Raw genomic sequence first — 19,369 nt, 5'->3', positions numbered from 1 at the left:
GGTCCGGCACACCAGGGAGGCGTCATGAGCACAGCAGGGCACCACGGGGGCACCTCGGGCGGGGGGCATCGCATCCGGTTGGAGCGCGGCGAGCGGCACGTGCGCGTCGAGCTCGGCGGCCAGGTCGTCGCGGAGAGCCGGCGCCCCGTGCTGCTGCACGAGACGGGGCTGCCGGTGCGGTACTACCTGCCGCCGCAGGACGTGCGGACCGAGCTGCTGGAGACGTCCGACACCCGCACCGTGTGCCCGTTCAAGGGGACGGCGTCCTACTGGTCGCTGCCCGGCGGGGAGCGCGACGTCGCGTGGGCCTACCCGGAGCCGCTGCCCGAGGTGGCGGACATCGCGGGCCTGCTGTGCTTCTACGCCGCCGAGGTGGTCGGGGACTGAGCACGGTTTCCGGACAAACGGCGCGCCGCCGGGAAGCGTCCCTGGCCGAAGCGGCCGCGCACGTCTACCGTGGACCGGTCAGTACGTCCTCCCACGACCGAGGAGGGCACGGTGAACTGTACGAATTGCGGGGCTGTGGTGATTCAGGGACCGGACGGGGGATGGGCGTGCAACAACTGCGGAGCCAGCGGATGAACAGCCCGCTGCCCGCGCCGTCCATGCACTGCGCGCACTGCGGCAGTGTCGTGTTCGAGGGGCCGAGCGGCGGCTACGTGTGCGGGCAGTGCTACCACACGGTCGAGCCGCCGCCCCATCCCGAGCGCGGCGCCGCCGGCTGGAAGGGCTCGCGGGGCCGGTAGCGCTCGCGGGCTCGTCCGCCGGTGACGGTTCAGCCGGCCGACCCCTCGGAGGAGAAGCCGGGGGCGGTCGTCGTCGACCCGGGTTCCGGGGAGCCGACGGTGCCCCGCGTCGGCGGTCGGCGACGGTCCAGGGGCAGGAAGGGCACGGCCGTGACCGCTGCCACCGCGCCGCCGAAGAGCCAGCCCGCGACGACGTCGGCCGGCCAGTGCACGCCCAGGTAGACGCGGGTGAAGCCGACGCCGAGCACGGAGACGGCGGCGATCGCCCAGAGCCCCACCTGCGGCCCCCGGCGTCCGGCCCGGCCCTCCCGCAGGCCCAGGACGAGCAGGACGGCGCAGACGATCGTCGCCGTCATGACGTGCCCGGAGGGGAAGGCGTGGAAGTGGGCGCTGTCCACGGGGTCGGGGAAGACGGGCCGCTCCCGGCCGACGAGGGCCTTCAGCGCGTTCTGCGCCCCGAGCCCGGTCAGGGTGGCGGTCGCGACCCAGGCGGCGGCCCTGACCATGCGGCGCGCCAGCAGCACCGCGGCGGAAGCGGCGGCCAGCAGCCGCATCGTAACCGGATCCCACACCCAGTCGGTGAGGACGCGGTTGGCGTGCGTCCAGCCCGGTTCACCGACGGCCGTCCGGTGCAGGGCGGCGACGACCGCCCGCTCGGCGTCCCACAGGGGCCGCCAGCCGGTCAGGACGAGCAGGAGCAGCACCACGCCGGCGAGGGTGAGTGCCGCGGCGTACCGCAGGAGACGTCGGGGGCGCACGGGCGGCTCCTCCCGGTGGTCGCGTCGGGGACGGACTGACCGCCGAGCGTAACCGCGTGTGGTAGGGGTTTCACCCTTCGCCGTGGCGACGCGCGTGCCGTGGGGTCGAAAGACCCGGTCCGTCGCACCCGAGGGCACGGGTCAGCCGTCCGGCTCATCCCGATTGCGGCGGCCAGCGGCGCCGGGAAGCCTGAGGGGGCCTCGGCACGGCCGCCTCCGTCGACGTGCTCGACCTTCCCACCCGCCGCACCTGGAGCTCCGCATGGCCCTGTCCGTCTCAAGCGTCGTCCTGCTCGGCATCGCGATCTTCCTGCTCACCCGCAAGGGCGGGCTGAAGGTGTCCCACGCGCTGGTCTGCGCGCTCTTCGGCTTCTATCTGGCCGGGACGACGATGGCGCCCGGGATCGAGGCGGGCGGGAACATGATCGCCTCCCTCGTCTCGGGGCTGACGCTCTAGCCGTGTCGATCGCGAGCACCGGGGGCGTGTTCCACCCTTATGCGATCCTACGATCCGTTAAATCACCTGATTGCCTGTACCGCCCGCTCCGTCCTTCTGTGATGCTGGTGTGACGCATGGTGACCGCACCCCTCACACCAGGAGCGTTCATGGTCCTGTCGATCTCCGGCGTCGTCCTCTTCGGGGTGATCGGCTTCCTGCTCTTCCGCAAGGGCGAGCTGAAGCCGTCGCACGCCGCCGTCTGCGCCCTCTTCGGTTTCTACCTGTCCGGAACGGCCATCGGGCCCGGCATCCAGGCGGGCAGCGACAAACTGGCCAGCCTGCTGGGCGGGATCACCCTCTAGTGGCCTGGCGCACCCTCGCGCAGGGACGGCTCGCGGTCCGCACGCTCGGGGACGGCGCGGCCGACGTGGTCTACCCGCTCATCGTGCTGGGCCGCGGCGCCGCCCGGCTCACCGCTGCCGGCCGGCGCCGGTGGCAGGACACCGCGCGGGAGCAGCGCGGCCCGGCCCTGTTCCTGGCGGGTGCCTGCGCCGCCCTGCTGTGGGTCATGCCGTACGGCCCCTGGCTGGCGGCGGCGGGTGCCGTGGGCGCGTGCGCCTGGTTCGGGCGTCCGCCCAAGGAGGCCGAGGCGCCCGACCCCGGGCCGGACGCGGAGGAGCAGGCCGCCCGCCTCCAGACGCTGTACGAGGCGCTGGTGCCCTGCCTGGCCGTCGCCGACGATCCGCACCCGGAGCCCCTGTACGCGCCCGACGGTTCCTGGGAGCGCGCCTTCACCTCGTACGCGTTCGACGCGGACGGCCGGCCGACCCGGCTGGTGCTGCGCTATCCGCCCTGCTTCCCGGACGGCGAGGCGGAGCCGCGACAGCGCGTGGAGCGGCTGCTGTGCGCCAAGATCGGCCGTTCCCGGGAGCTGCGCTTCGACTGGGAGGAGGAGGGCAACGAGCTGCGGGTCACCGCGCTCGCTCCGCTGCCCTCGGACCTGTGCGTGCAGCGCTTCGTCGTCACGCCCGGCGAGATGGTGCTGGGGTTCACCGACGCGGAGGCCGTGCAACGGACGCTGCCGGTGCTGGACGGGGCGGAGTCCCTGGACGTCCCCCCGGTCGTGTGGCGGACCGGGCCCCGGTCGACCGAGCCCCATCTGCTGGCCCTCGGACAGCCCGGGGCCGGTACGACGACGCTGCTGCGCTCCGTGGCGCTGCAGGCCCTCCAGCACGGCGACGTCCTCGTCGTCGACGGTTCGGGCAGCGGTGAGTACGCCTGTCTGACGGGACGGCGCGGGGTGCTCTCGGTGGAGACGACCCTCGTGGGGGCCCTCGCCTCCCTGCAGTGGGCGGCTCACGAGACCGAGCGCAGGCTGCTGGCCGCGGTGCACGCCCGGGAAGGCGGCCGGCCGGTGCCCGACACGGTGCGCCGACCGCTGTGGGTGCTGGTGGACCGCCCGGCGGTGCTCAGCCACCTGGCACGCGGGGAGGGACGTGGCGACCCGCAGGAGCTGCTGCAGGTGGTGCTGCGGCACGGCCGTTCGGCGCGGGTGTCGGTGGCGCTGGCGGAGCAGTTCGAGGGGGCCGAGGCGCTGGCCCAGGTGGTGCGCGCCTACACCCGCGCCCGGGTGGTGCTGGGCCCGGCCACGCCGGAGCAGGTGCGGGCCGTGCTGGGCGAGCCGCCGCGGACGACGCCGGTGCGGGACGTCCCGCCGGGCCGGGGGTACGCCAGGCTGGGTTCCGGCCCGGTGCTGCGGCTCCAGGTCCCGGCGGCCCCGGACCCGTACGACGAGCTCGCCGCCGAGGCGCACCGGGAGGCCGTGCGGGAGCTGCTGCCCCCGCCCGTGGTCGGGCTGGAGGAGATCGACGGGGCCGCGCGGGAACAGCGCCACGAGGACGCCGTTCCGCAGCAGGGCGAGCAGCGTTCCGGTGAGCGGGTGGACGGCTGACGCGGCCCCGACGCGGCGGCCCGTCAGGCGACGAAGCTGCGGGGGATCTCCGGTGCGGTGTGGGGCGGCCCGGCGACCAGGCGGGTGGCGGCGGCCAGCCGCTGGGCGGCCTCGTTCGCCAGCGCTCCGGAGACGGTGAACGGCAGCCGCACGTACCCCTCGAACGCGCCGTCCACCCCGAACCGGGGCCCGGAGGGCACGCGCACGCCGAGCCGCTCCCCCGCCTCGGCGATCCGGGAGCCGGAGAGCCCGCCGGTGCGCACCCACAGGGTCAGGCCGCCGCGCGGCACGGTGAACTCCCACTCCGGCAGGTGCTCCTCGAGCGCGGCCACCAGGGCGTCACGGTTGACGCGGGCCTGGGCACGGCGCACGGCGACGGCCCGGTCCCAGCCGCCGTCGGCCAGCAGTCGGGCGACGGCGAGCTGCTCCAGGACCGGGCTGCCGAGGTCGGCCCAGGCCCGGGCGGAGATGAGGCTGCGGACGACCTCGGGGGCGGCCCGCACCCAGCCGATCCGCAGGCCCGCCCACACCGCCTTGCTGGCCGAGCCGACGGTGATCACGGTGGCGCCGCCCGGGTCGAAGGCCGCCACGGGGCGCGGCTGGTCGGCCGCCGTGGCCTCGTCCAGCGGCAGGTCCGCCATGGTCTCGTCGACGACCAGGGTGGTGCCGGCGGCGCGGGCGGCCGACACCAGGTCCCGGCGGCGTCCCTCGTCGGCCAGGGCTCCGGTCGGGTTGTGGAAGTCCGCGACGACGTAGGCTAGGCGCGGGGCGGCGGCCCGGAGGGTCTGGCGCCAGGCGGGCAGCTCCCAGCCGGCGAGCCGGTCGGCCATGGCCACGGGCACCAGCCGGGCGCCCGCGTCGCGCATGAGCTGGAGGACGTTGGCGTAGGAGGGGTGCTCGACGGCGACGCGCTCGCCGCGCGGCACGAGCAGCTTGCAGATGGCGGCCACGGCGCCCATCGCCCCGGTGGTGACCATGATCTGCTCGGGCATGGTCGGCAGCCCCCGTGCGGTGCAGCGGTCGGCGATCGCCTGGCGCAGGGCGGGCAGTCCGGCCGGGTAGTCGCCGTGTGTCCGCGCGTAGGGCGGCAGGTCCTCCAGTGCGGCCCGCAGAGCCTGGCTCAGGTGCGGCTCGGGGGCCGGGAGGGCGGCGCAGGCCAGGTCGATGACACCGCCGGCGGCTTCGGGGGGAAGCGGGTCCAGGCTCCGGGTGGGCAGCGGGTCACCGGCCGGGACGGCCGTCCAGCTCCCGGCGCCCCGGCGCGAGGCGAGGAACCCGTCGACGCGCAGCGCCTCGAAGGCCGCCGCGACCGTCGTCCGGCTGACGCCGAGGGCGGACGCCAGCTCCCGCTCCGCCGGCAGCCGGGCCCCGACGGGCACCCGGCCCTCCAGCACGAGGAGCCGGACGCCGTCGGCCAGGGCGCGGTAGGCGGGGGAACCGCTGCGGCCGGTGCGGTCCGCCGCACGTTGGGAGCCGAGGAGCCGGACGAGTTGCGGGGCGCCGACGGCTGAGGTCCACTCGGGCATGATGCGGTCCACCTCTTGCACATTGGACGTCGAATTGGCCTTGCCTTCCGGTCAGCATGTCATGCATTCGCCGATCAGTGCAGGGAGGGCCATCAGTGGCGGCAACGGGGACGCGGGGCGGGGAACGACGGCTGGGACGCCGCGTGGTGCAGTTGTACGCGGGGCTCCTGCTCTACGGCGCCAGCGCGGGCCTCATGGTGCGCGCGGAGCTGGGCCTCAGCCCGTGGGAGGTCTTCCACCAGGGCCTGTCCGAGCGGGTGGGGCTCTCCATCGGGATCGTCTCCGTGCTCACGGGTGCGCTGGTCCTGCTGCTGTGGCTGCCCCTGCGGGAGAGGCCCGGACTCGGGACGGTCTCCAACGTCATTCTGGTCGGCCTCTCGCTGGACGGCACACTGCTGCTGATGCCGCAGTGGGAAGCCCTCGCGGTGCGGTGGCCGCTGCTGCTGTCCGGCATCGTGCTCAACGGGGTGGCGACGGGCCTGTACATCGCGGCCCGGTTCGGTGCCGGGCCCCGGGACGGGCTGATGACGGGGCTGCACCGACGCACCGGCGTCTCCGTACGGGTGGCGCGCACGGGCATCGAGGTGGTCGTCCTGGTCAGCGGCTACCTCCTCGGCGGGGGCGTGGGGGCGGGCACGGCGCTGTACGCGCTGGCCATCGGCCCCCTGGCGCAGCGGTTCCTGCGGGTCTTCTCGCTGGACGGGCCGCCGCCGGGACCGCCCGCCTCCCCGGACGTTCCGACGGCCCCGGCGACGCCGGACGTCCGGTAGGGGTGCCGAAGCGGACGGGTCGGCGGCGGCACGCGATACTGCGGCGGTGACGACTGCGGCCCATCCCTACTTCGACCATCCCCGCCCCTTCGCGTTCGCCCACCGGGGCGGCGTGGCCGAGGGCCTGGAGAACACCGAACGGGCGTTCCGCCGTGCCGTGGACCTCGGCTACCGGTACCTGGAGACGGACGTGCACGTCACGGCCGACGGGCGGCTGGTGGCCTTCCACGACCCGACGCTGGACCGGGTGACCGACGCCCGGGGCGCGATCGCCGACCTCCCGTGGTCGGAGGTGGCGCGGGCGCGCGTGGGCGGACGGGAGCCCGTCCCGCTCTTCGCGGACCTGCTGCGGGCGTTCCCCGGCACCCGGTGGAACGTCGACGTCAAGGCGGAGGGGGCGCTGCTGCCCCTGCTACGCGTCCTGGAGGAGCAGGACGCCTGGGGGCGGGTGTGCCTGGGCTCCTTCGACGAGCGCCGGGTGGCCCGGGCACAGGCGCTGGCGGGCAGCCGGCTCGCCACGTCGCTGGGCACGCGCGGCGTCGTGGCCCTGCGGCTGCGTTCGTGGGGGCTGCCCGCGCGCCCGCGCGCGGGCGCGCGGGCGGCGCAGGTGCCGGTGCGGCAGGCGGGGATACCGGTCGTCGACCGGGCCTTCGTCCGGTGTGCGCACCGGCTCGGGCTCCAGGTGCACGTCTGGACGGTCAACGAGGCGGACGCCATGCGGGCGCTGCTCGATCTGGGGGTGGATGGCATCATGACCGACCACGTGGCGCTGTTGCGCGAGGTGCTGGAGGAACGCGGCGCCTGGTCGGCGTGAGCACCACCGGTGCGTGCGGACGCTCCGCGCGGCGGGAACGAGGGGGACACAGGTGGACGCCAAGGTCGTGACCGAGCCGGCGGGCTCGGACGACGCGGGGAGCAGGCGCAGGGAGCAGCGCGGCTGGTACTGGTACGACTGGGCCAACTCGGTCTTCCAGACCAGCGTGCTGACCGTGTTCCTCGGCCCGTACCTCACCGAGATCGCCGAGGCCGCGGCGGACGCGGAGGGCTACATCCACCCGCTCGGCATCCCGGTGCGCGACGGCTCCTACTTCGCCTACGTGATCTCCGCGTCGGTGCTGCTGTCCGTTCTGGTGATGCCCGTGGTCGGCGCCCTGGCCGACCGCACGGGGCGCAAGAAGCCGCTGCTGGGCGTCTTCGCCTACACGGGGGCGGCGGCCACGACGGGCATGTTCTTCCTGGACGGCGACCGCTACCTGCTCGGCGGCCTGCTGCTGATCCTGGCGAACGTGGCCTACGCCGCGTCGATCGTCGTCTACAACGCCTACCTGCCGCAGATCGCCGAACCGCACGAGCGGGACGCGGTGTCGTCGCGGGGGTGGGCCTTCGGCTACGGGGCCGGCTCGCTGGTCCTGGTGGCGAACCTCGCGCTCTTCCTGGGCCACGAGTCCCTGGGGGTCGAGGAGGGCACGGCCGTGCGGATCTGCCTGGCCTCGGCCGGGCTGTGGTGGGCGGTGTTCACCCTGGTGCCGCTGCGGCGGCTGCGGGAGCGCCCGGGGACGGTGCGCGGGGAGCGGCTGTCGCTCGGCGGCGGGTTCCGGCAGCTCGGGCAGACGCTGCGGGAGCTGCGCCGCTACCCGCTGACGCTGATGTTCCTGCTGGCCTACCTGCTGTACAACGACGGCGTGCAGACGGTGATCACGCAGGCGTCCGTGTTCGGTTCGGAGGAGCTGGGGATGGAGCAGGAGTCCCTGATCGGGGCGATCCTGCTGGTGCAGGTCCTGGCGATCTTCGGCGCTCTCGGCCTGGGCCGTCTGGCGGAGCGCTACGGGGCGAAACGGACGATCCTGGGTTCTCTGGTGGCGTGGACGGGGACGGTCGCCGCCGGCTACTTCCTGCCCTCGGGGGAACCGCTGTGGTTCTTCGTGCTGGCCGCCGCGATCGGCATGGTGCTGGGCGGGACGCAGGCCCTGTCGCGGTCGCTGTTCGCCCAGCTCGTACCGCGCGGCAAGGAGGCGGAGTACTTCTCCCTGTACGAGGTGAGCGACCGGGGCACGAGCTGGCTGGGGCCGCTGGTCTTCGGGCTGACGTACCAGCTCACCGGCAGCTACCGGGACGCGATCATCTCGCTCGTCGTCTTCTTCGTGCTCGGGTTCGTACTGCTGCTGCGGGTGCCGGTGCGCCGGGCGGCGGCGGCCGTGGGCAACACCGACCCCGGCCGGATTTAGCCCGTCCCCGGCGGGGGCGGTAGTGTACGCCTTCGGCCCGCCCGGAGGGAGCGTTACTGCGCGTCCGGCGGACAAGGACACCGGGTGACATCCATCCCCAGATGTGACAAAGCGGGCACCGGCGGGTACAACAAGGGGCGGCACGACGGGCGACGCATGTCCCGATACGGGAATCTTCACCGCCGACCGGACGTTGACCGGATGACGACGACAGCGACACCTGTCCTGTGGGCGACAAGCCCGGGAGGCACGATTCATGAGTGAGCGAGCTCTTCGCGGCACGCGACTCGTGGTGACCAGCTACGAGACGGACCGCGGCATCGACCTGGCCCCGCGCCAGGCCGTGGAGTACGCATGCCAGAACGGACATCGGTTCGAGATGCCGTTCTCGGTCGAGGCGGAGATCCCGCCGGAGTGGGAGTGCAAGGTATGCGGCTCTCAGGCCCTGCTGGTCGACGGCGAGGGCCCGGAAGAGAAGAAGACCAAGCCGGCGAGGACGCACTGGGACATGCTCATGGAGCGGCGTACCCGTGAGGAACTGGAGGAGGTGCTGGCCGAGCGGCTGGCGGTCCTGCGTTCCGGTGCGATGAACATCGCGGTGCATCCGCGCGACAGCCGCAAGTCCGCGTAAGCGGGCCCGCGGCGGGCGGAACGGCCGACGGCCGGACACCTCTCGACGGCGCGGGGGCCTGGAGCGTCATCCACGGATGGCGGCCCAGGCTCCCGCGCCGTTGTCGTGTGCCCACGTCCGGGTGCGCGTTGCACGCCGGTGCGGAGGTCCCCGTCCGGTGCGGGAGCCGCGCGAGCGCCGTCAGCGGCGCGGCCCGTCGTCGTCCGGCTCGTCGGGCGTGATGACCTCGCCCTGGACGACCTTGCCGTCCGGGCGGTGCATGCGGGCCTGCTCCCCCGCACGCTGGGCCTGGTGCAGCGCGTCGCCCAGGGTGCCGGGACGCGAGCGCCCGGCCTGCCGGTCCAGCCAGCGGTCGGTGCGGCGGCGCAGCAGTTCGGCGGTCGGCGGGAAGACGCAGAGCAACCCCGCCACGTCCGACAGCAGGCCGGGGAGCATCAGCAGCAGGCCGCCGAGCATCGCCAGCGCGTTGCCGCCCCCGGAGCGTGACTGCGCCGACCGCGCGGCGCCGGGCTGCTGGAGGGTCTCGGCCAGGGAGCTCCACGCCCGTCGGCCCGCCCGCTTGATGACGACGGAGCCGAGCACGAAGCCGGCCACCAGCAGCAGGAAGACGGTGAGGCCGCCCGCCGCGTCCCCGACCAGGAGCAGCAGCCACAGCTCCAGTACGGCCCACAGGGCCACGGTCAGCGGCAGGAAGGTGCGCAGCCGGGAGCGGCGCCGGTCCGGGCCCGAGGGCCGGGAGCCGCCGGGCCGCCGCCCGGGGGGCTCGTAACGGCTGGGGTCACGACTGTCACGACGGCTGGTCATGGTCTCCAGTGTGCCTGCGTCCGGCCAACTGGGTCAGCCGGGACCGCACACCCCACGCCGTGACCCGCCACAGCGCCTCCACCACGATGTCGCGGCTCATCTTGCTGTCGCCCAGCTCCCGCTCCACGAAGGTGATCGGGACCTCGACGACGTGGTACCCCGCCCGCACGGCCCGGTGGGCCAGGTCCACCTGGAAGCAGTACCCCTGGGAGGCGACGCCGTCGATGCCCAGCCCGCGCAGGGTGTCCGCGCGGAACGCCCGGAAGCCGCCGGTGACGTCGCGGACGGGGATGCCGAGGACCATGCGCGAGTACGTGCTGCCGCCCCGCGAGAGGAACCTGCGGCTGGCCGGCCAGTTGACCACCCGCCCACCGGGCACCCAGCGGGAGCCGAGGACCAGGTCGGCGTGGCGCAGCGCGGTGAGCAGCCGGGGCAGTTCCTCCGGCTGGTGGGAGCCGTCGGCGTCCATCTCGACGAGGACGTCGAAGCCGTGTTCCATGCCCCACTCGAAGCCCGCCAGGTAGGCGGCACCGAGGCCCTCCTTGCCCCGCCGGTGCAGGACGCGCACCCGCTCGTCCTCGGCGGCGAGCTCGTCGGCGAGCTTGCCGGTGCCGTCGGGGCTGTTGTCGTCGGCGACGAGCACGTGGGCGTCGGGCACGGCGGTCCGGGTACGGCTCACGACGGACCTGAGGTTCTCGACCTCGTTGTAGGTCGGGATGATCACGAGGACGGTGCCGAGGGGTGCGAAGCGGCGCACCTCTTCCTGATCGGTCACGGCCTGTTCCCCTTCTCGTCCGTACGGCTCCGGCGGCCGTGGAGGATGGCGGCGGCCCAGGAGAGGAGGCCCACCATAGCGAGACTCCACTCCGGCGCCGAGCCGACGCGGTCGGCGGGAGTGAGGCCGTCGCGCAGGGGCAGCCGCGCGGTGAGCACGTCCTGCGTGAACTCCTCGGTGCGCTGCTCGACCGTCCCGTCGGGGGCGACGACGGCGCTGATGCCGCTCGGAGCGGCGGTCACGATGGCCCGGCCGTGCTCGATGGCCCGCAGCCTGGACATGGCGAGCTGCTGCTCGGGCTGGCCGGTGTTGCCGTAGGTCGCGTTGTTCGTCTGGATCACCAGGGCGCGGGCCCCGGCCCGGACGGTGTCGCGCACGATCTCGTCGTAGGCCACCTCGAAGCAGATGACGTCGCCCAGGCGCGCGGGGCCCACCTGGAGGACCCCGGGCTCGTCCCCCGGCCAGAAGTCGCGCGGCACCCGTTCCAGGCGGCTGATGACCTTGCTGAGCTGCTCCCGGAAGGGCACGTACTCGCCGAACGGCACGGGGTGCTGCTTGGTGTAGGAGTCGCCGGGGCCGCTGACGGGGTCCCACACGATGCCCTGGTTCTCGACGTAGCCCTCCCGGGTCGGGTGGTCCACGAGGGCGCCCACGAGGATGGGGACACCGATGGCCTTCGCCGCCCGGTCGATGGCGGCGTACGCCTCCGGGTAGCGGTACGGGTCGAGATCCGAGGCGTTCTCCGGCCAGATGACGAGGTCGGGGCGCTCCACGCGGCCGGCGGCGACGTCCTCGGCCAGCTCCACGGTGGGCTCGACGTGGTTCTCCAGGATCATCATCGGGCGGCCGAGGAAGTCCATGCCCGGCTGCTGTACGTCGCCCTGGACGACGGCGATGTCCACGTGGTCGTCGGCGTCGGTCGGCACCGGCACGGCGTATCCGGCGAGGGTGACGGCCGTGGCGAGCCCCGCCGCCGCGGCGGCGGGCCGCAGCGCGCGGTGCGGCGGCCCGGTGGGCCGCGGAGTGTCCCGGGCGCCGGTGGCTTCCGGCCGTGCGGTGCGCCGCCACCGCAACAGGGCGACGGCGGCGGCGGCCGACAGGGTGCCGGCCAGCGCGACGGCGAAGGTGACGAGCGGGGCACCGCCCAGCGCCGCCAAAGGCGTGAAGGGCGACCCGGTGTTGGCGAAGGCGAGCCGGCCCCAGGGGAAGCCGCCCAGCGGCACGCGGTCGCGCGCCCACTCCTCGGCGACCCACAGACAGGCTCCCCACAGGGGCCACAGCGGCAGCCGGGACGTCGCGGCGAGGCCGCCGCCGAGCAGGGCGAGGAAGAGCGCCTGCAGGAGGGACAGACCGAACACGGTGTCCCAGCCGATGACGCGCAGCCACTGCAGCAGGCCGACGAAGAAGCCCAGGCCGAAGAGGAGCCCCGTCCAGGCGCCCTGCCGCACGGTGCGTCCGCGCGTCAGGAGGCTCAGCGCGGCGACGGCGGCCAGGGAGAGGGGCCAGGCGTCGACCGGGGGGAAGGCGGCGGCCAGCGCCAGTCCGCTGAGCACGGCCAGGCCCGGCCCGCGCAGCCGCCCGAGGGGTCCGTGCCGGGCCGGGCCCGGTGCGGCCACGGCGGCGCCGCCGCCCGTCCCGGAGCCGTGGGACGGCGCCGGGTCCTCCACGCGCGCGCCACCGGAGCCGGGCACGTCGGCGTGGGGCCCGGTGCGGGCCGCTTCGGCGGAGGTGTCGGAGCCCGGTGCCACGCTGGCGCCTTCCTGCAGATGGGCGGTCTGATGTGACCGTACATCGGCACACGGGGCCGTGGGCGCGCCGGGTGGAGGAGAACGGGCGGGCCGCCGTCCGCGCGTCAGCGGATCGGGCCCGGCGCCCTTCGGGCCGACCCCGGGCCCGCTGGCTGCGGATCGACCGAGAGCCGTTGTCTACTGAGCGTCCGGGCCCCACCCGGGTCACACCTGCCGGTCGGACAAAAACCTTCCGCTCCCGTACCGCGGGCGCTGGACCTGGCTCCCAGTGGTGGTGTGCCGGTGCGACGCACCACCCGTGGCCCAACGGCTCCAGGCGGTTGCGTGGGCGGACCCCCGACCGGACGTCCTGTGGTGGACTCGGCCGAACCTACCCGTCCGTGACAGCCGCCTGTCAACAGGCGTTTGACCTGCGTTTCTCGCGGTGCTGTCGTCGAACCAGCAGGTCAGTGGCGGAAATTCGGCGGTTCCGCGGCGCGCGTACGCCGCAACTTTCGGCCGTACGACCACGCCCGGGTATCACTCGTTCGGCCGCTCGTGGACCGTGCGTCCCCCCACCACCGTCCGCAGGCACAGGGGCAGTTGACCGCCGGGGGTCAGGTCCGGCAGTCCCGGCGTGCCGGAGCGCGGATCGGTGGACCAGTTCGCCACCCGGGTGTCGGGCGCCTGGACGAGCAGCTCACCGGCCCGCCAGACCGCGTAGTCGGCCGGGGCCCCGGGCACGAGGACCCCGGCGTCGTCCCGGCCGAGGGCCCGCCAGCCGCCGCGCGTGTGCGCGGTGAAGGCCGCGCGGGCGGAGACGCGGTGGCCGGGAGTGCGGTGGAAGGTGGCGGCCCGCACGGCGGCCCAGGGGCCGAGCGGCGTGACGGGGCTGTCCGAGCCGAAGGCGAGCGGCACCCCGGCGCGCAGCAGGTCCGCGAAGGGGTTGAGGGTGCGGGCCCGCTCGGCGCCCAGCCGCTCGGCGTACATGCCCTCCTCCCCGCCCCAGGCGGCGTCGAAGCCCGGCTGGACGGAGGCGATGAGGGCCAGCTCGGCGAAGGCGTCGATGTGGCCGGGGGTGAGCATCTCGGCGTGCTCGACCCGGTGGCGCAGCGCGCGCACCCGTTCGGTGCCCAGTCGGGCCGCCGCGGTGCGGACGCCGTCGGTGACGGCGGTCAGGGCGGCGTCACCGATGGCGTGGAAGCCGGCCTGGAGCCCGGCCTCGGTGCAGGCGGTCACGTGGGCCGCGACGGCCGCCGCGTCCAGGTGGGCCGTGCCGGTGTGCGGCGCGTCGGCGTAGGGGGTGTGCAGGTGCGCGGTGTGTGAGCCGAGCGATCCGTCGGCGAACAGGTCCCCGGCGGCGCCCACGGCCCCGAGCTCCCGCACCCGTCGCGCGTCCTTCGCGTTCGTGACGGCTTCGGCCCAGTAGCCGAAGACCCGGGGGCCCGGTTCGTCGGCGGCCAGGGCGAGCAGCGCGGTCAGGTCCTCGGCGCTGGAGATGTCCGGGCCGGCGCACTCGTGCAGCGAGCCGACGCCCAGCTCGGCGGCGCGACGCAGCGTGGCCCGCTGCGCCTCGGCGCGCTGGGCGGGCGTGACGGAGGCGTACGCGGCGGCACGGACGGCGTGGTGGGCGGCGGCGGTCAGCGGCCCGTCGGCGGCGAAGCCGGCCAGCTCGCGCACTCCGGGCACGGCCTCCAGCAGCGCCGTGGTGGCCAGCGCGGAGTGGACGTCGATGCGGGTGAGGTACAGGGGGCGCCCACCGGCGGCCGCGTCCAGTTCCGCGCGGGACGGCGGCCGCCGCTCGGGCCAGCCGGTGGCGTCCCAGCCGTGGCCGAGCAGGACGCGGTCGCCCGGCCGGGCCCGCGCGTGGGCACGGACGCGGGCGAGGGCGTCACCGAGGTCGGCGGCGGCGCTGAGGTCGAGCCCGGTGAGGGCGAGGCCGGTCGACGTCGTGTGCACGTGGGCGTCGGTGAAGGCGGGGGTGACCAGGGCGCCTTCCAGGTCGAGGACGTCGTCGACACCGTCGGCGAAGGAGTCGGCAGCGCCTTCGGAGCCGACCCAGGCCACCCGGTCCCCCTCGGTGACCATCGCGGTGGCGAACGGATCGGCCGGGCTGTACACCTCCCCGCCGCGCAGGAGGACGGTACGGGGCTCGTCGCCGGACGTGGTGCGCTCGCTCATGGCCCCCAGTCTCGCGTCAGGTTCCGACCGGACCTCACCCGGGGTGGGTGGGTGGGAGAACGCAGCGTGGGACGGCACGGGGGCGGGGGCGCCGGGCGGCGGCGCGCGGGTCACAGGCGCGGCGGGCGGGCCTCGTACGGCGTGGAGAGCACGACGGTGGTGCGGGTGGAGACGCCCGCGAGGCTGCGAATGCGGGCCAGCAGGTGTTCGAGCTCGATGGGCGTGGCCACCCGGACCTTGAGGATGTAGTTCTCGTCGCCGGCGACGCTGTGGCACGCCTCGATCTCGGGGACGTCGGCGAGCCGGTCGGCTATGTCGTCGGGCGCGCTGGGATCGAACGGCGCGACCGAGATGAAGGCCGTCATGGGCAGCCCGACGGACTCCGCGTCCACGACGGCCGCGTACCCCTTGATGACACCGCGCTGCTCCAGCCGGCGGACACGCTGGTGCACCGCCGAGGTGGACAGGCCCGTGGCCTTGCCCAAGTCGGTGTAGCTCATCCGCCCGTCCTCGACGAGCAACTGCACGATCTGCCGGTCCAGCTCCTCCACACCACGCAACCTACTGCGCCGGGCGCGCTCCGGCACAGCGGGGCGGGCGAAGAGCGCACTGCGGGGCCGTCATGTGACGAAGGCCACAGGAGTGCTCCCGCGCTCCCGGGAGTGGCGGAGATTACGCGCCCGTCCGGACGGGAAATGCTTGCTGTGGCCGAGACCAGCTTGTCGAAGGCGTCCGGCCGGCCCATTTCGAGGGGGATGTATGCGCAAGGTGCAGTCGCTCCGTCCTGACGTCCCGGCCATGCGGGACGCGGGGAGCGCCGAGGACACCCCGGAGTCCGACGAACGGTACGACTCCGTGGAGATCTACCGCGTGCTGTGCCCGCAGTGCGCGCAGCCCATCGCGTTGCTGGCCGACGAGGAGCGGCTCCCCGAGCACGCGCTGTGCGCGTCGCCGTGGAACCCGTTCGGGCTGACGGTGTGCGACGGTTCCGGCCTGTCGGCCGCCGCCGCCCGCGACGCGGCCGACGGTGAGCCGCAGGAGGAGGACGCGGCGGCGCTGCTGACGCTTCCGGCCGGACTGGACTGGCGGACGCAGCCGTTCTCCCACGCGGGAGGCCCCGTCGCGCGGCCCGCGCGGACGGCCGCCACCGCCCGCCGGTGAGTGCGGGGGTTTTCTTTGTCGGGGTGTGACTAACCTTCGGCCTCCCCTCCTCGCAGCGCATTAGCGTCCCCGGCACCAAGGGTCGCCAGCGCGCCGAGGAGGGCTCATGCGCCACGTCAACGGAACGCCGGTCACGTCCGCGAGGACGCTCGGCACGGCGTTGGTGGTGGCGGCGCTCGCCGCCACCCTCGTGGCGCTGCTGGTCCCGGTCCGGATGTTCGACGGGGCCGCCACGGCCACCGCCGCGCGGGGCTGGGAGGACGACGGCCGGGGAACGGTGAGCACCGAGTACGGACCGCTCACCGCGCTCGACCGCGACTTCGTGCGCACCATCCGGCTCGCCGGGCTGTGGGAGCTGCCCGCAGGGCGGCAGGCACAGGAGCGCGGCGGACGCGCGTCGGTCCGGCTGGCCGGTGACCACCTCGTCGAGGGGCACACGGAGCTGGACGAGCGGGCGATCGGGACCGCCCGGGCGCTCGGGATCGAGCTGGCCAACCAGCCGAACGCACAGCAGCGGGACCGGCTCGCCCGACTGGACGCCGCCCGCGGTGACGCGTTCGACCGGCTCTTCGCGAACCTGCTGCGCGAGGCGCACGGCACGGTCTTCGCACGGGTCGCGGAGGTTCGCGCCACCACGCGCAACTCCATGGTGCGCTCCCTCGCCACCCGGGCCAACGCCGTCGTGCTCGACCACATCACGGTGCTGGAGAACACCGGTCTGGTGGACTTCGAAGCGCTGGCCGTGGAGCCGACGGCCGCCGCCCGTCCGGCCCTTGGTCCTGCCCGGAGCGACGAAGTGGAGTCACGCCATGAGAGAACAAGGGCATAAACGCAGCCGCAGGACCCTCCGGACGGTCGCCGTCGTCTCCGCCCTGCTGCTGGGCGGCGGCGGAACGGCCGTCGTGGCGGGCCACGCCGTCGCGGGGTTCGGCCCCGGGGACGGCGGGGAGCGCGGGGACCGGCGGGAGGGCGAGCGCGGGGACGCCCGGCAGGTGGCCCGCACGATCGACTGCCCGGACGTGGGCATGGCGCTGCGCGAGGTGCCCGAGAGCGCCAAGCGTCCGGTGGGCCGCGAGCTGGCCGCGCTGGACGCGCAGCTCGCCCACGCGTACGAGCGGCTGAACTCGCCCCGCTGGAAGACCCGTTCGGTACTGGCCGGGCTGGAGCGCGAGCGCGAGCAAACGATCGGGCGCATCGCCTCGGGCATCGAGCGCGCGGGGGGAGTGGCCAGGGACCTGGAGCGGATGAGCCGCTGCGGTGTCCAGCGCGACGAGGCGGCCGAGCCGGTGTCCGACGGGGCGCGCATGGAGCCGTGGGAGGGCGCCGACAAGCCGGGTGGACCCGTCCCGGCGGACTTCGTCGACATCCGCACCGTGCGGCCGTCCGGCCCGCCGCCCCGGCCCGGGGACGAGGCCTCCACCGGGACGTTCACCACCGAGTGCGGCACCAACGAGGAGGAGCACCTCAACTCGGACAACGTGATCGCCAACCCCGGGGTGGCGAACGGCGCGCACCACGTGCACGACTACGTCGGCAACCTCGCGACCGACGCGTTCAGCGACGACGAGGAGCTGGCAGGGGCCGACACGACGTGCGAGAACGGCGACCGCTCCAGCCACTACTGGCCCGTGCTGCGACAACTGGACGGCCGGCGGGACGACCGCGGGACCCGGGACGGCGGTGCCGGCGGCCACCTGGACGGCAACCTCGGCACGATCCTCCGGCCGGCCGAGGTCGATCTCACCTTCCGGGGCAGTTCGGTCTCCGAAGTCACCGCGATGCCGCGGTTCCTGCGCATCATCACCGGGGACGCGAAGGCCTTCACCAACGGCACCCAGAACGCCAACGCCTCCTGGAGCTGCACCGGGTACGAGGACCGGCAGCTGACGGACAAGTACCCGATCTGCCCCGACGGCAGCCGGGTCGTGCGGACCTTCGCGTTCCAGAGCTGCTGGGACGGTGAGAACACCGACAGCGCGAACCACCGCACGCACGTCGCGTTCGCCGAGGACGACGGCGGCTGCCCGGACGGGTTCCGGGCGATCCCGCAGCTCGTCCAGCGCATCCTCTACGACGTGCCGCCCGGTGCGGCGTTCGCGGTGGACAGCTTCCCCGAGCAGCTGCACAAACCCGTCACCGACCACAGCGACTTCATCAACGTCATGGACGAGGACCTGATGCGGAAGGTGGTGGCGTGCGTCAACGGCGGCCGTGACTGCGGCTGACGCACCGCGCCGCCCGGGCCCGCCCGTCCGCTCCGCACGAGCGGGCGGGCGGGCCGCTTCCGTGCTCCCGGGCCGGGCGCACGGAAGCGGCGGCGGGAGACGTCCTCCCGCCGCCGTGCTCAGCGCCCTCGGAGTGCTACAGACCGTTCACGCGTGCCTCCCGGGCGATGCCGAGGGGACGCATGCCCGCCGCCACCGCCCGGGCCCGGCGCCCGGCCCTGGCCTGGCTGCGGCGCAGCTGGGCGAGGAGCCGCCGGCTGCGCAGCGTCATCTCGAGCTCGAAGCGGGTGCGCGGGTCGCGCAGGGCGGGGCCGAAGAGCTTCTCGATCTGCCGCAGCCGGTAGCGGACCGTCTGCGGGTGGACCTGGAGGGTGCGCGCGGCCTCGGGCGCGCCCCCGCCCTCCAGCCACGCCAGCAGCGTGACCTCCAGCCGCTCGCTCTGTCGGGGCGTCAGGTCGTCCAGTGGGCTCAGCCAGCGGACGCTGAGGGCCCGGGTGAGCGACTCGTCCTGAAGCAGCAGGAGCAGGGTCAGGTGGTCGTCGACGAAGACGGGCTCGGGCGTGTGGCCGCCGCGATGCGTGCGCAGCGGCAGCAGCCGGCGGGCCCAGCGCAGCGACGACGCCGTCTCGGCCAGCGGCACGGCGTGCCCGACGGCCGCCGGCCGGCCGCGCAGGACGGTCTCCAGCGTGTGGCGCGTGTCCTGGCCCTCGTCGGCGACCAGCAGACAGCTCTCGCCGTCCGCCAGGCTGAGGAGGGTGTCGCCGAGGGTCGACGCGAGTTGCGTGGCCTCACCGGGCGAGGTGAGGACGACGGCCCGCACCGCGTCGGGCAGCGTCCACCGGGCCGAGCGGGCCAACTCCACCAGGGAGTGTTCCGGCGCGCACGGGTCGCCGGTCAGGGCGGCGAACAGCTGGCGCCTGGCGCGGTCGATGGGCACGGCCGCCGGGAGACGTCCGGGGCGCGGCGCCGGTTCCTCCGCGCCCTCCCCCCGGTACCCGAGCGCGGTCAGCAGGGCGTTTTCCACAACCCATTTCGCGTCGTCCCGGTCGATTACCGATGGAAGGGTGGCAAACTCCGGAATGCTGCGCTGCAGCACATCGACGACCTGGTCGGCGATGGCGGGCAGTTCCTTTCGCAGAACGCGGGTCCATTCGCCGCGCGGGCGGGCCCAGATGCGATTGATCAGTTCACACATCTCTACCTCGTTCCTGCCGGGGTGGAGGCCGCCCGCTGCCGTGCCGGGCGGCCCGTGGATGTCCGAAGCCGTGCCAGTTCCCCGAGTTGGCACGGGATTTAACCATCCGTCGGCACCCTCACGGGAGGGGCGGCCGCCTCCTGGCCGCGCCCCGGCCGCCGTGCACGGATCCGGCCAGGACCGCCTTGGAGGGGCATCATCCGCAGCCCCGCGCAGTGGTGCGACGCCGTGACCGGAATTTGTCACAGCGCGATA

At 74.5% G+C, this 19,369-nt stretch carries 20 protein-coding genes; 12 read left to right on the top strand and 8 right to left on the bottom strand.

All coding sequences use genetic code 11. The features are described 5' to 3' along the window. Window positions 1–24: 24 nt before the first annotated feature. Both V6D49_RS25140 and V6D49_RS25135 read left to right on the top strand, forming a co-directional pair. Complete coding sequence (locus V6D49_RS25140; RefSeq protein ID WP_340563245.1) at window positions 25–387, top strand: DUF427 domain-containing protein; 363 nt, start codon at window positions 25–27, stop codon at window positions 385–387. A 191-nt stretch (window positions 388–578) separates the two neighbouring features. Next, window positions 579–746 (top strand): hypothetical protein, encoded by a 168-nt coding sequence (locus V6D49_RS25135; protein WP_340563242.1) that lies wholly within the window; start codon window positions 579–581, stop codon window positions 744–746. A 29-nt stretch (window positions 747–775) separates the two neighbouring features. On the opposite strand, the gene V6D49_RS25130 is transcribed toward V6D49_RS25135, so the two are convergent. Further along, complete coding sequence (locus tag V6D49_RS25130; protein ID WP_340563241.1) at window positions 776–1,504, bottom strand: phosphatase PAP2 family protein; 729 nt, start codon at window positions 1,502–1,504, stop codon at window positions 776–778. Window positions 1,505–1,766: 262 nt separating this feature from the next. On the opposite strand from V6D49_RS25130, the gene V6D49_RS25125 reads away from it, so the two are divergent. The 3 genes from V6D49_RS25125 (at window position 1,767) to V6D49_RS25115 (ending at window position 3,894) form a co-directional block, all read left to right on the top strand. Beyond that, on the top strand, window positions 1,767–1,961 hold the full coding sequence (locus V6D49_RS25125) for a hypothetical protein (RefSeq protein ID WP_191209037.1): 195 nt from the start codon (window positions 1,767–1,769) through the stop codon (window positions 1,959–1,961). A 149-nt stretch (window positions 1,962–2,110) separates the two neighbouring features. Further along, window positions 2,111–2,305 carry a hypothetical protein gene (locus V6D49_RS25120; RefSeq protein ID WP_340564318.1) on the top strand — a complete coding sequence of 65 codons (195 nt, stop codon included), beginning with the start codon at window positions 2,111–2,113 and terminating at the stop codon, window positions 2,303–2,305. Beyond that, window positions 2,305–3,894 carry a hypothetical protein gene (locus V6D49_RS25115; protein WP_340563238.1) on the top strand — a complete coding sequence of 530 codons (1,590 nt, stop codon included), beginning with the start codon at window positions 2,305–2,307 and terminating at the stop codon, window positions 3,892–3,894. The genes V6D49_RS25120 and V6D49_RS25115 overlap by 1 nt, the downstream gene beginning before the upstream one ends. A gap of 23 nt (window positions 3,895–3,917) precedes the next feature. Here V6D49_RS25115 and V6D49_RS25110 read toward each other — a convergent pair whose 3' ends face one another. Next, a complete protein-coding gene (locus tag V6D49_RS25110; protein WP_340563235.1) occupies window positions 3,918–5,420 on the bottom strand; it encodes an SCO1417 family MocR-like transcription factor in 1,503 nt (500 codons plus the stop codon). A gap of 56 nt (window positions 5,421–5,476) precedes the next feature. Here V6D49_RS25110 and yczE point away from each other — a divergent pair, with 56 nt between their 5' ends. The 4 genes from yczE (at window position 5,477) to V6D49_RS25090 (ending at window position 9,046) form a co-directional block, all read left to right on the top strand. Then, window positions 5,477–6,190, top strand: a complete 714-nt coding sequence (gene yczE, locus V6D49_RS25105; protein ID WP_340563232.1) for a membrane protein YczE — start codon at window positions 5,477–5,479, stop codon at window positions 6,188–6,190. 46 nt (window positions 6,191–6,236) lie between these two features. Continuing rightward, window positions 6,237–7,004: a glycerophosphodiester phosphodiesterase gene (locus tag V6D49_RS25100; RefSeq protein WP_340563230.1), complete on the top strand. Its 768-nt coding sequence runs from the start codon at window positions 6,237–6,239 to the stop codon at window positions 7,002–7,004. Between the two features lie 52 nt (window positions 7,005–7,056). Beyond that, window positions 7,057–8,415: an MFS transporter gene (locus tag V6D49_RS25095; RefSeq protein ID WP_340563228.1), complete on the top strand. Its 1,359-nt coding sequence runs from the start codon at window positions 7,057–7,059 to the stop codon at window positions 8,413–8,415. 256 nt (window positions 8,416–8,671) lie between these two features. Continuing rightward, entirely contained in the window at window positions 8,672–9,046 is a 375-nt protein-coding gene (locus tag V6D49_RS25090) for an RNA polymerase-binding protein RbpA (protein ID WP_191209032.1), read from the top strand. Between the two features lie 180 nt (window positions 9,047–9,226). Here the strand turns inward: V6D49_RS25090 and fxsA are convergent, their stop codons facing one another. The 5 genes from fxsA to V6D49_RS25065 form a co-directional block, all read right to left on the bottom strand. Further along, window positions 9,227–9,850: an FxsA family membrane protein gene (fxsA, locus tag V6D49_RS25085; RefSeq protein ID WP_340563226.1), complete on the bottom strand. Its 624-nt coding sequence runs from the start codon at window positions 9,848–9,850 to the stop codon at window positions 9,227–9,229. After that, entirely contained in the window at window positions 9,834–10,625 is a 792-nt protein-coding gene (locus V6D49_RS25080) for a polyprenol monophosphomannose synthase (protein ID WP_340563223.1), read from the bottom strand. Before V6D49_RS25080 ends, fxsA begins: the two co-directional genes overlap by 17 nt. Further along, window positions 10,622–12,373 (bottom strand): apolipoprotein N-acyltransferase, encoded by a 1,752-nt coding sequence (gene lnt / locus V6D49_RS25075; protein ID WP_445330598.1) that lies wholly within the window; start codon window positions 12,371–12,373, stop codon window positions 10,622–10,624. Before lnt ends, V6D49_RS25080 begins: the two co-directional genes overlap by 4 nt. 519 nt (window positions 12,374–12,892) lie before the next feature. Next, window positions 12,893–14,533, bottom strand: a complete 1,641-nt coding sequence (locus V6D49_RS25070; protein ID WP_340563220.1) for an amidohydrolase — start codon at window positions 14,531–14,533, stop codon at window positions 12,893–12,895. A gap of 110 nt (window positions 14,534–14,643) precedes the next feature. Further along, the gene (locus tag V6D49_RS25065) at window positions 14,644–15,084 is read right to left on the bottom strand and encodes an Lrp/AsnC family transcriptional regulator (RefSeq protein WP_340563218.1); all 441 of its coding nucleotides are present in this window, start codon (window positions 15,082–15,084) and stop codon (window positions 14,644–14,646) included. 247 nt (window positions 15,085–15,331) lie between these two features. On the opposite strand from V6D49_RS25065, the gene V6D49_RS25060 reads away from it, so the two are divergent. The 3 genes from V6D49_RS25060 (at window position 15,332) to V6D49_RS25050 (ending at window position 17,919) form a co-directional block, all read left to right on the top strand. Then, on the top strand, window positions 15,332–15,694 hold the full coding sequence (locus V6D49_RS25060; protein WP_340564312.1) for a hypothetical protein: 363 nt from the start codon (window positions 15,332–15,334) through the stop codon (window positions 15,692–15,694). Between the two features lie 106 nt (window positions 15,695–15,800). After that, entirely contained in the window at window positions 15,801–16,523 is a 723-nt protein-coding gene (locus V6D49_RS25055; protein ID WP_340563216.1) for a DUF4142 domain-containing protein, read from the top strand. Continuing rightward, entirely contained in the window at window positions 16,504–17,919 is a 1,416-nt protein-coding gene (locus V6D49_RS25050) for a DUF1996 domain-containing protein (RefSeq protein WP_340563213.1), read from the top strand. The genes V6D49_RS25055 and V6D49_RS25050 overlap by 20 nt, the downstream gene beginning before the upstream one ends. 136 nt (window positions 17,920–18,055) lie before the next feature. On the opposite strand, the gene V6D49_RS25045 is transcribed toward V6D49_RS25050, so the two are convergent. Further along, window positions 18,056–19,114 carry a PucR family transcriptional regulator gene (locus tag V6D49_RS25045; protein WP_340563211.1) on the bottom strand — a complete coding sequence of 353 codons (1,059 nt, stop codon included), beginning with the start codon at window positions 19,112–19,114 and terminating at the stop codon, window positions 18,056–18,058. Window positions 19,115–19,369: the final 255 nt, after the last annotated feature.

The organism is Streptomyces sp. GSL17-111 (genome assembly GCF_037911585.1).
GTDB lineage: Bacteria > Actinomycetota > Actinomycetes > Streptomycetales > Streptomycetaceae > Streptomyces.
This window is presented reverse-complemented; position numbering and strand designations above follow the sequence as displayed.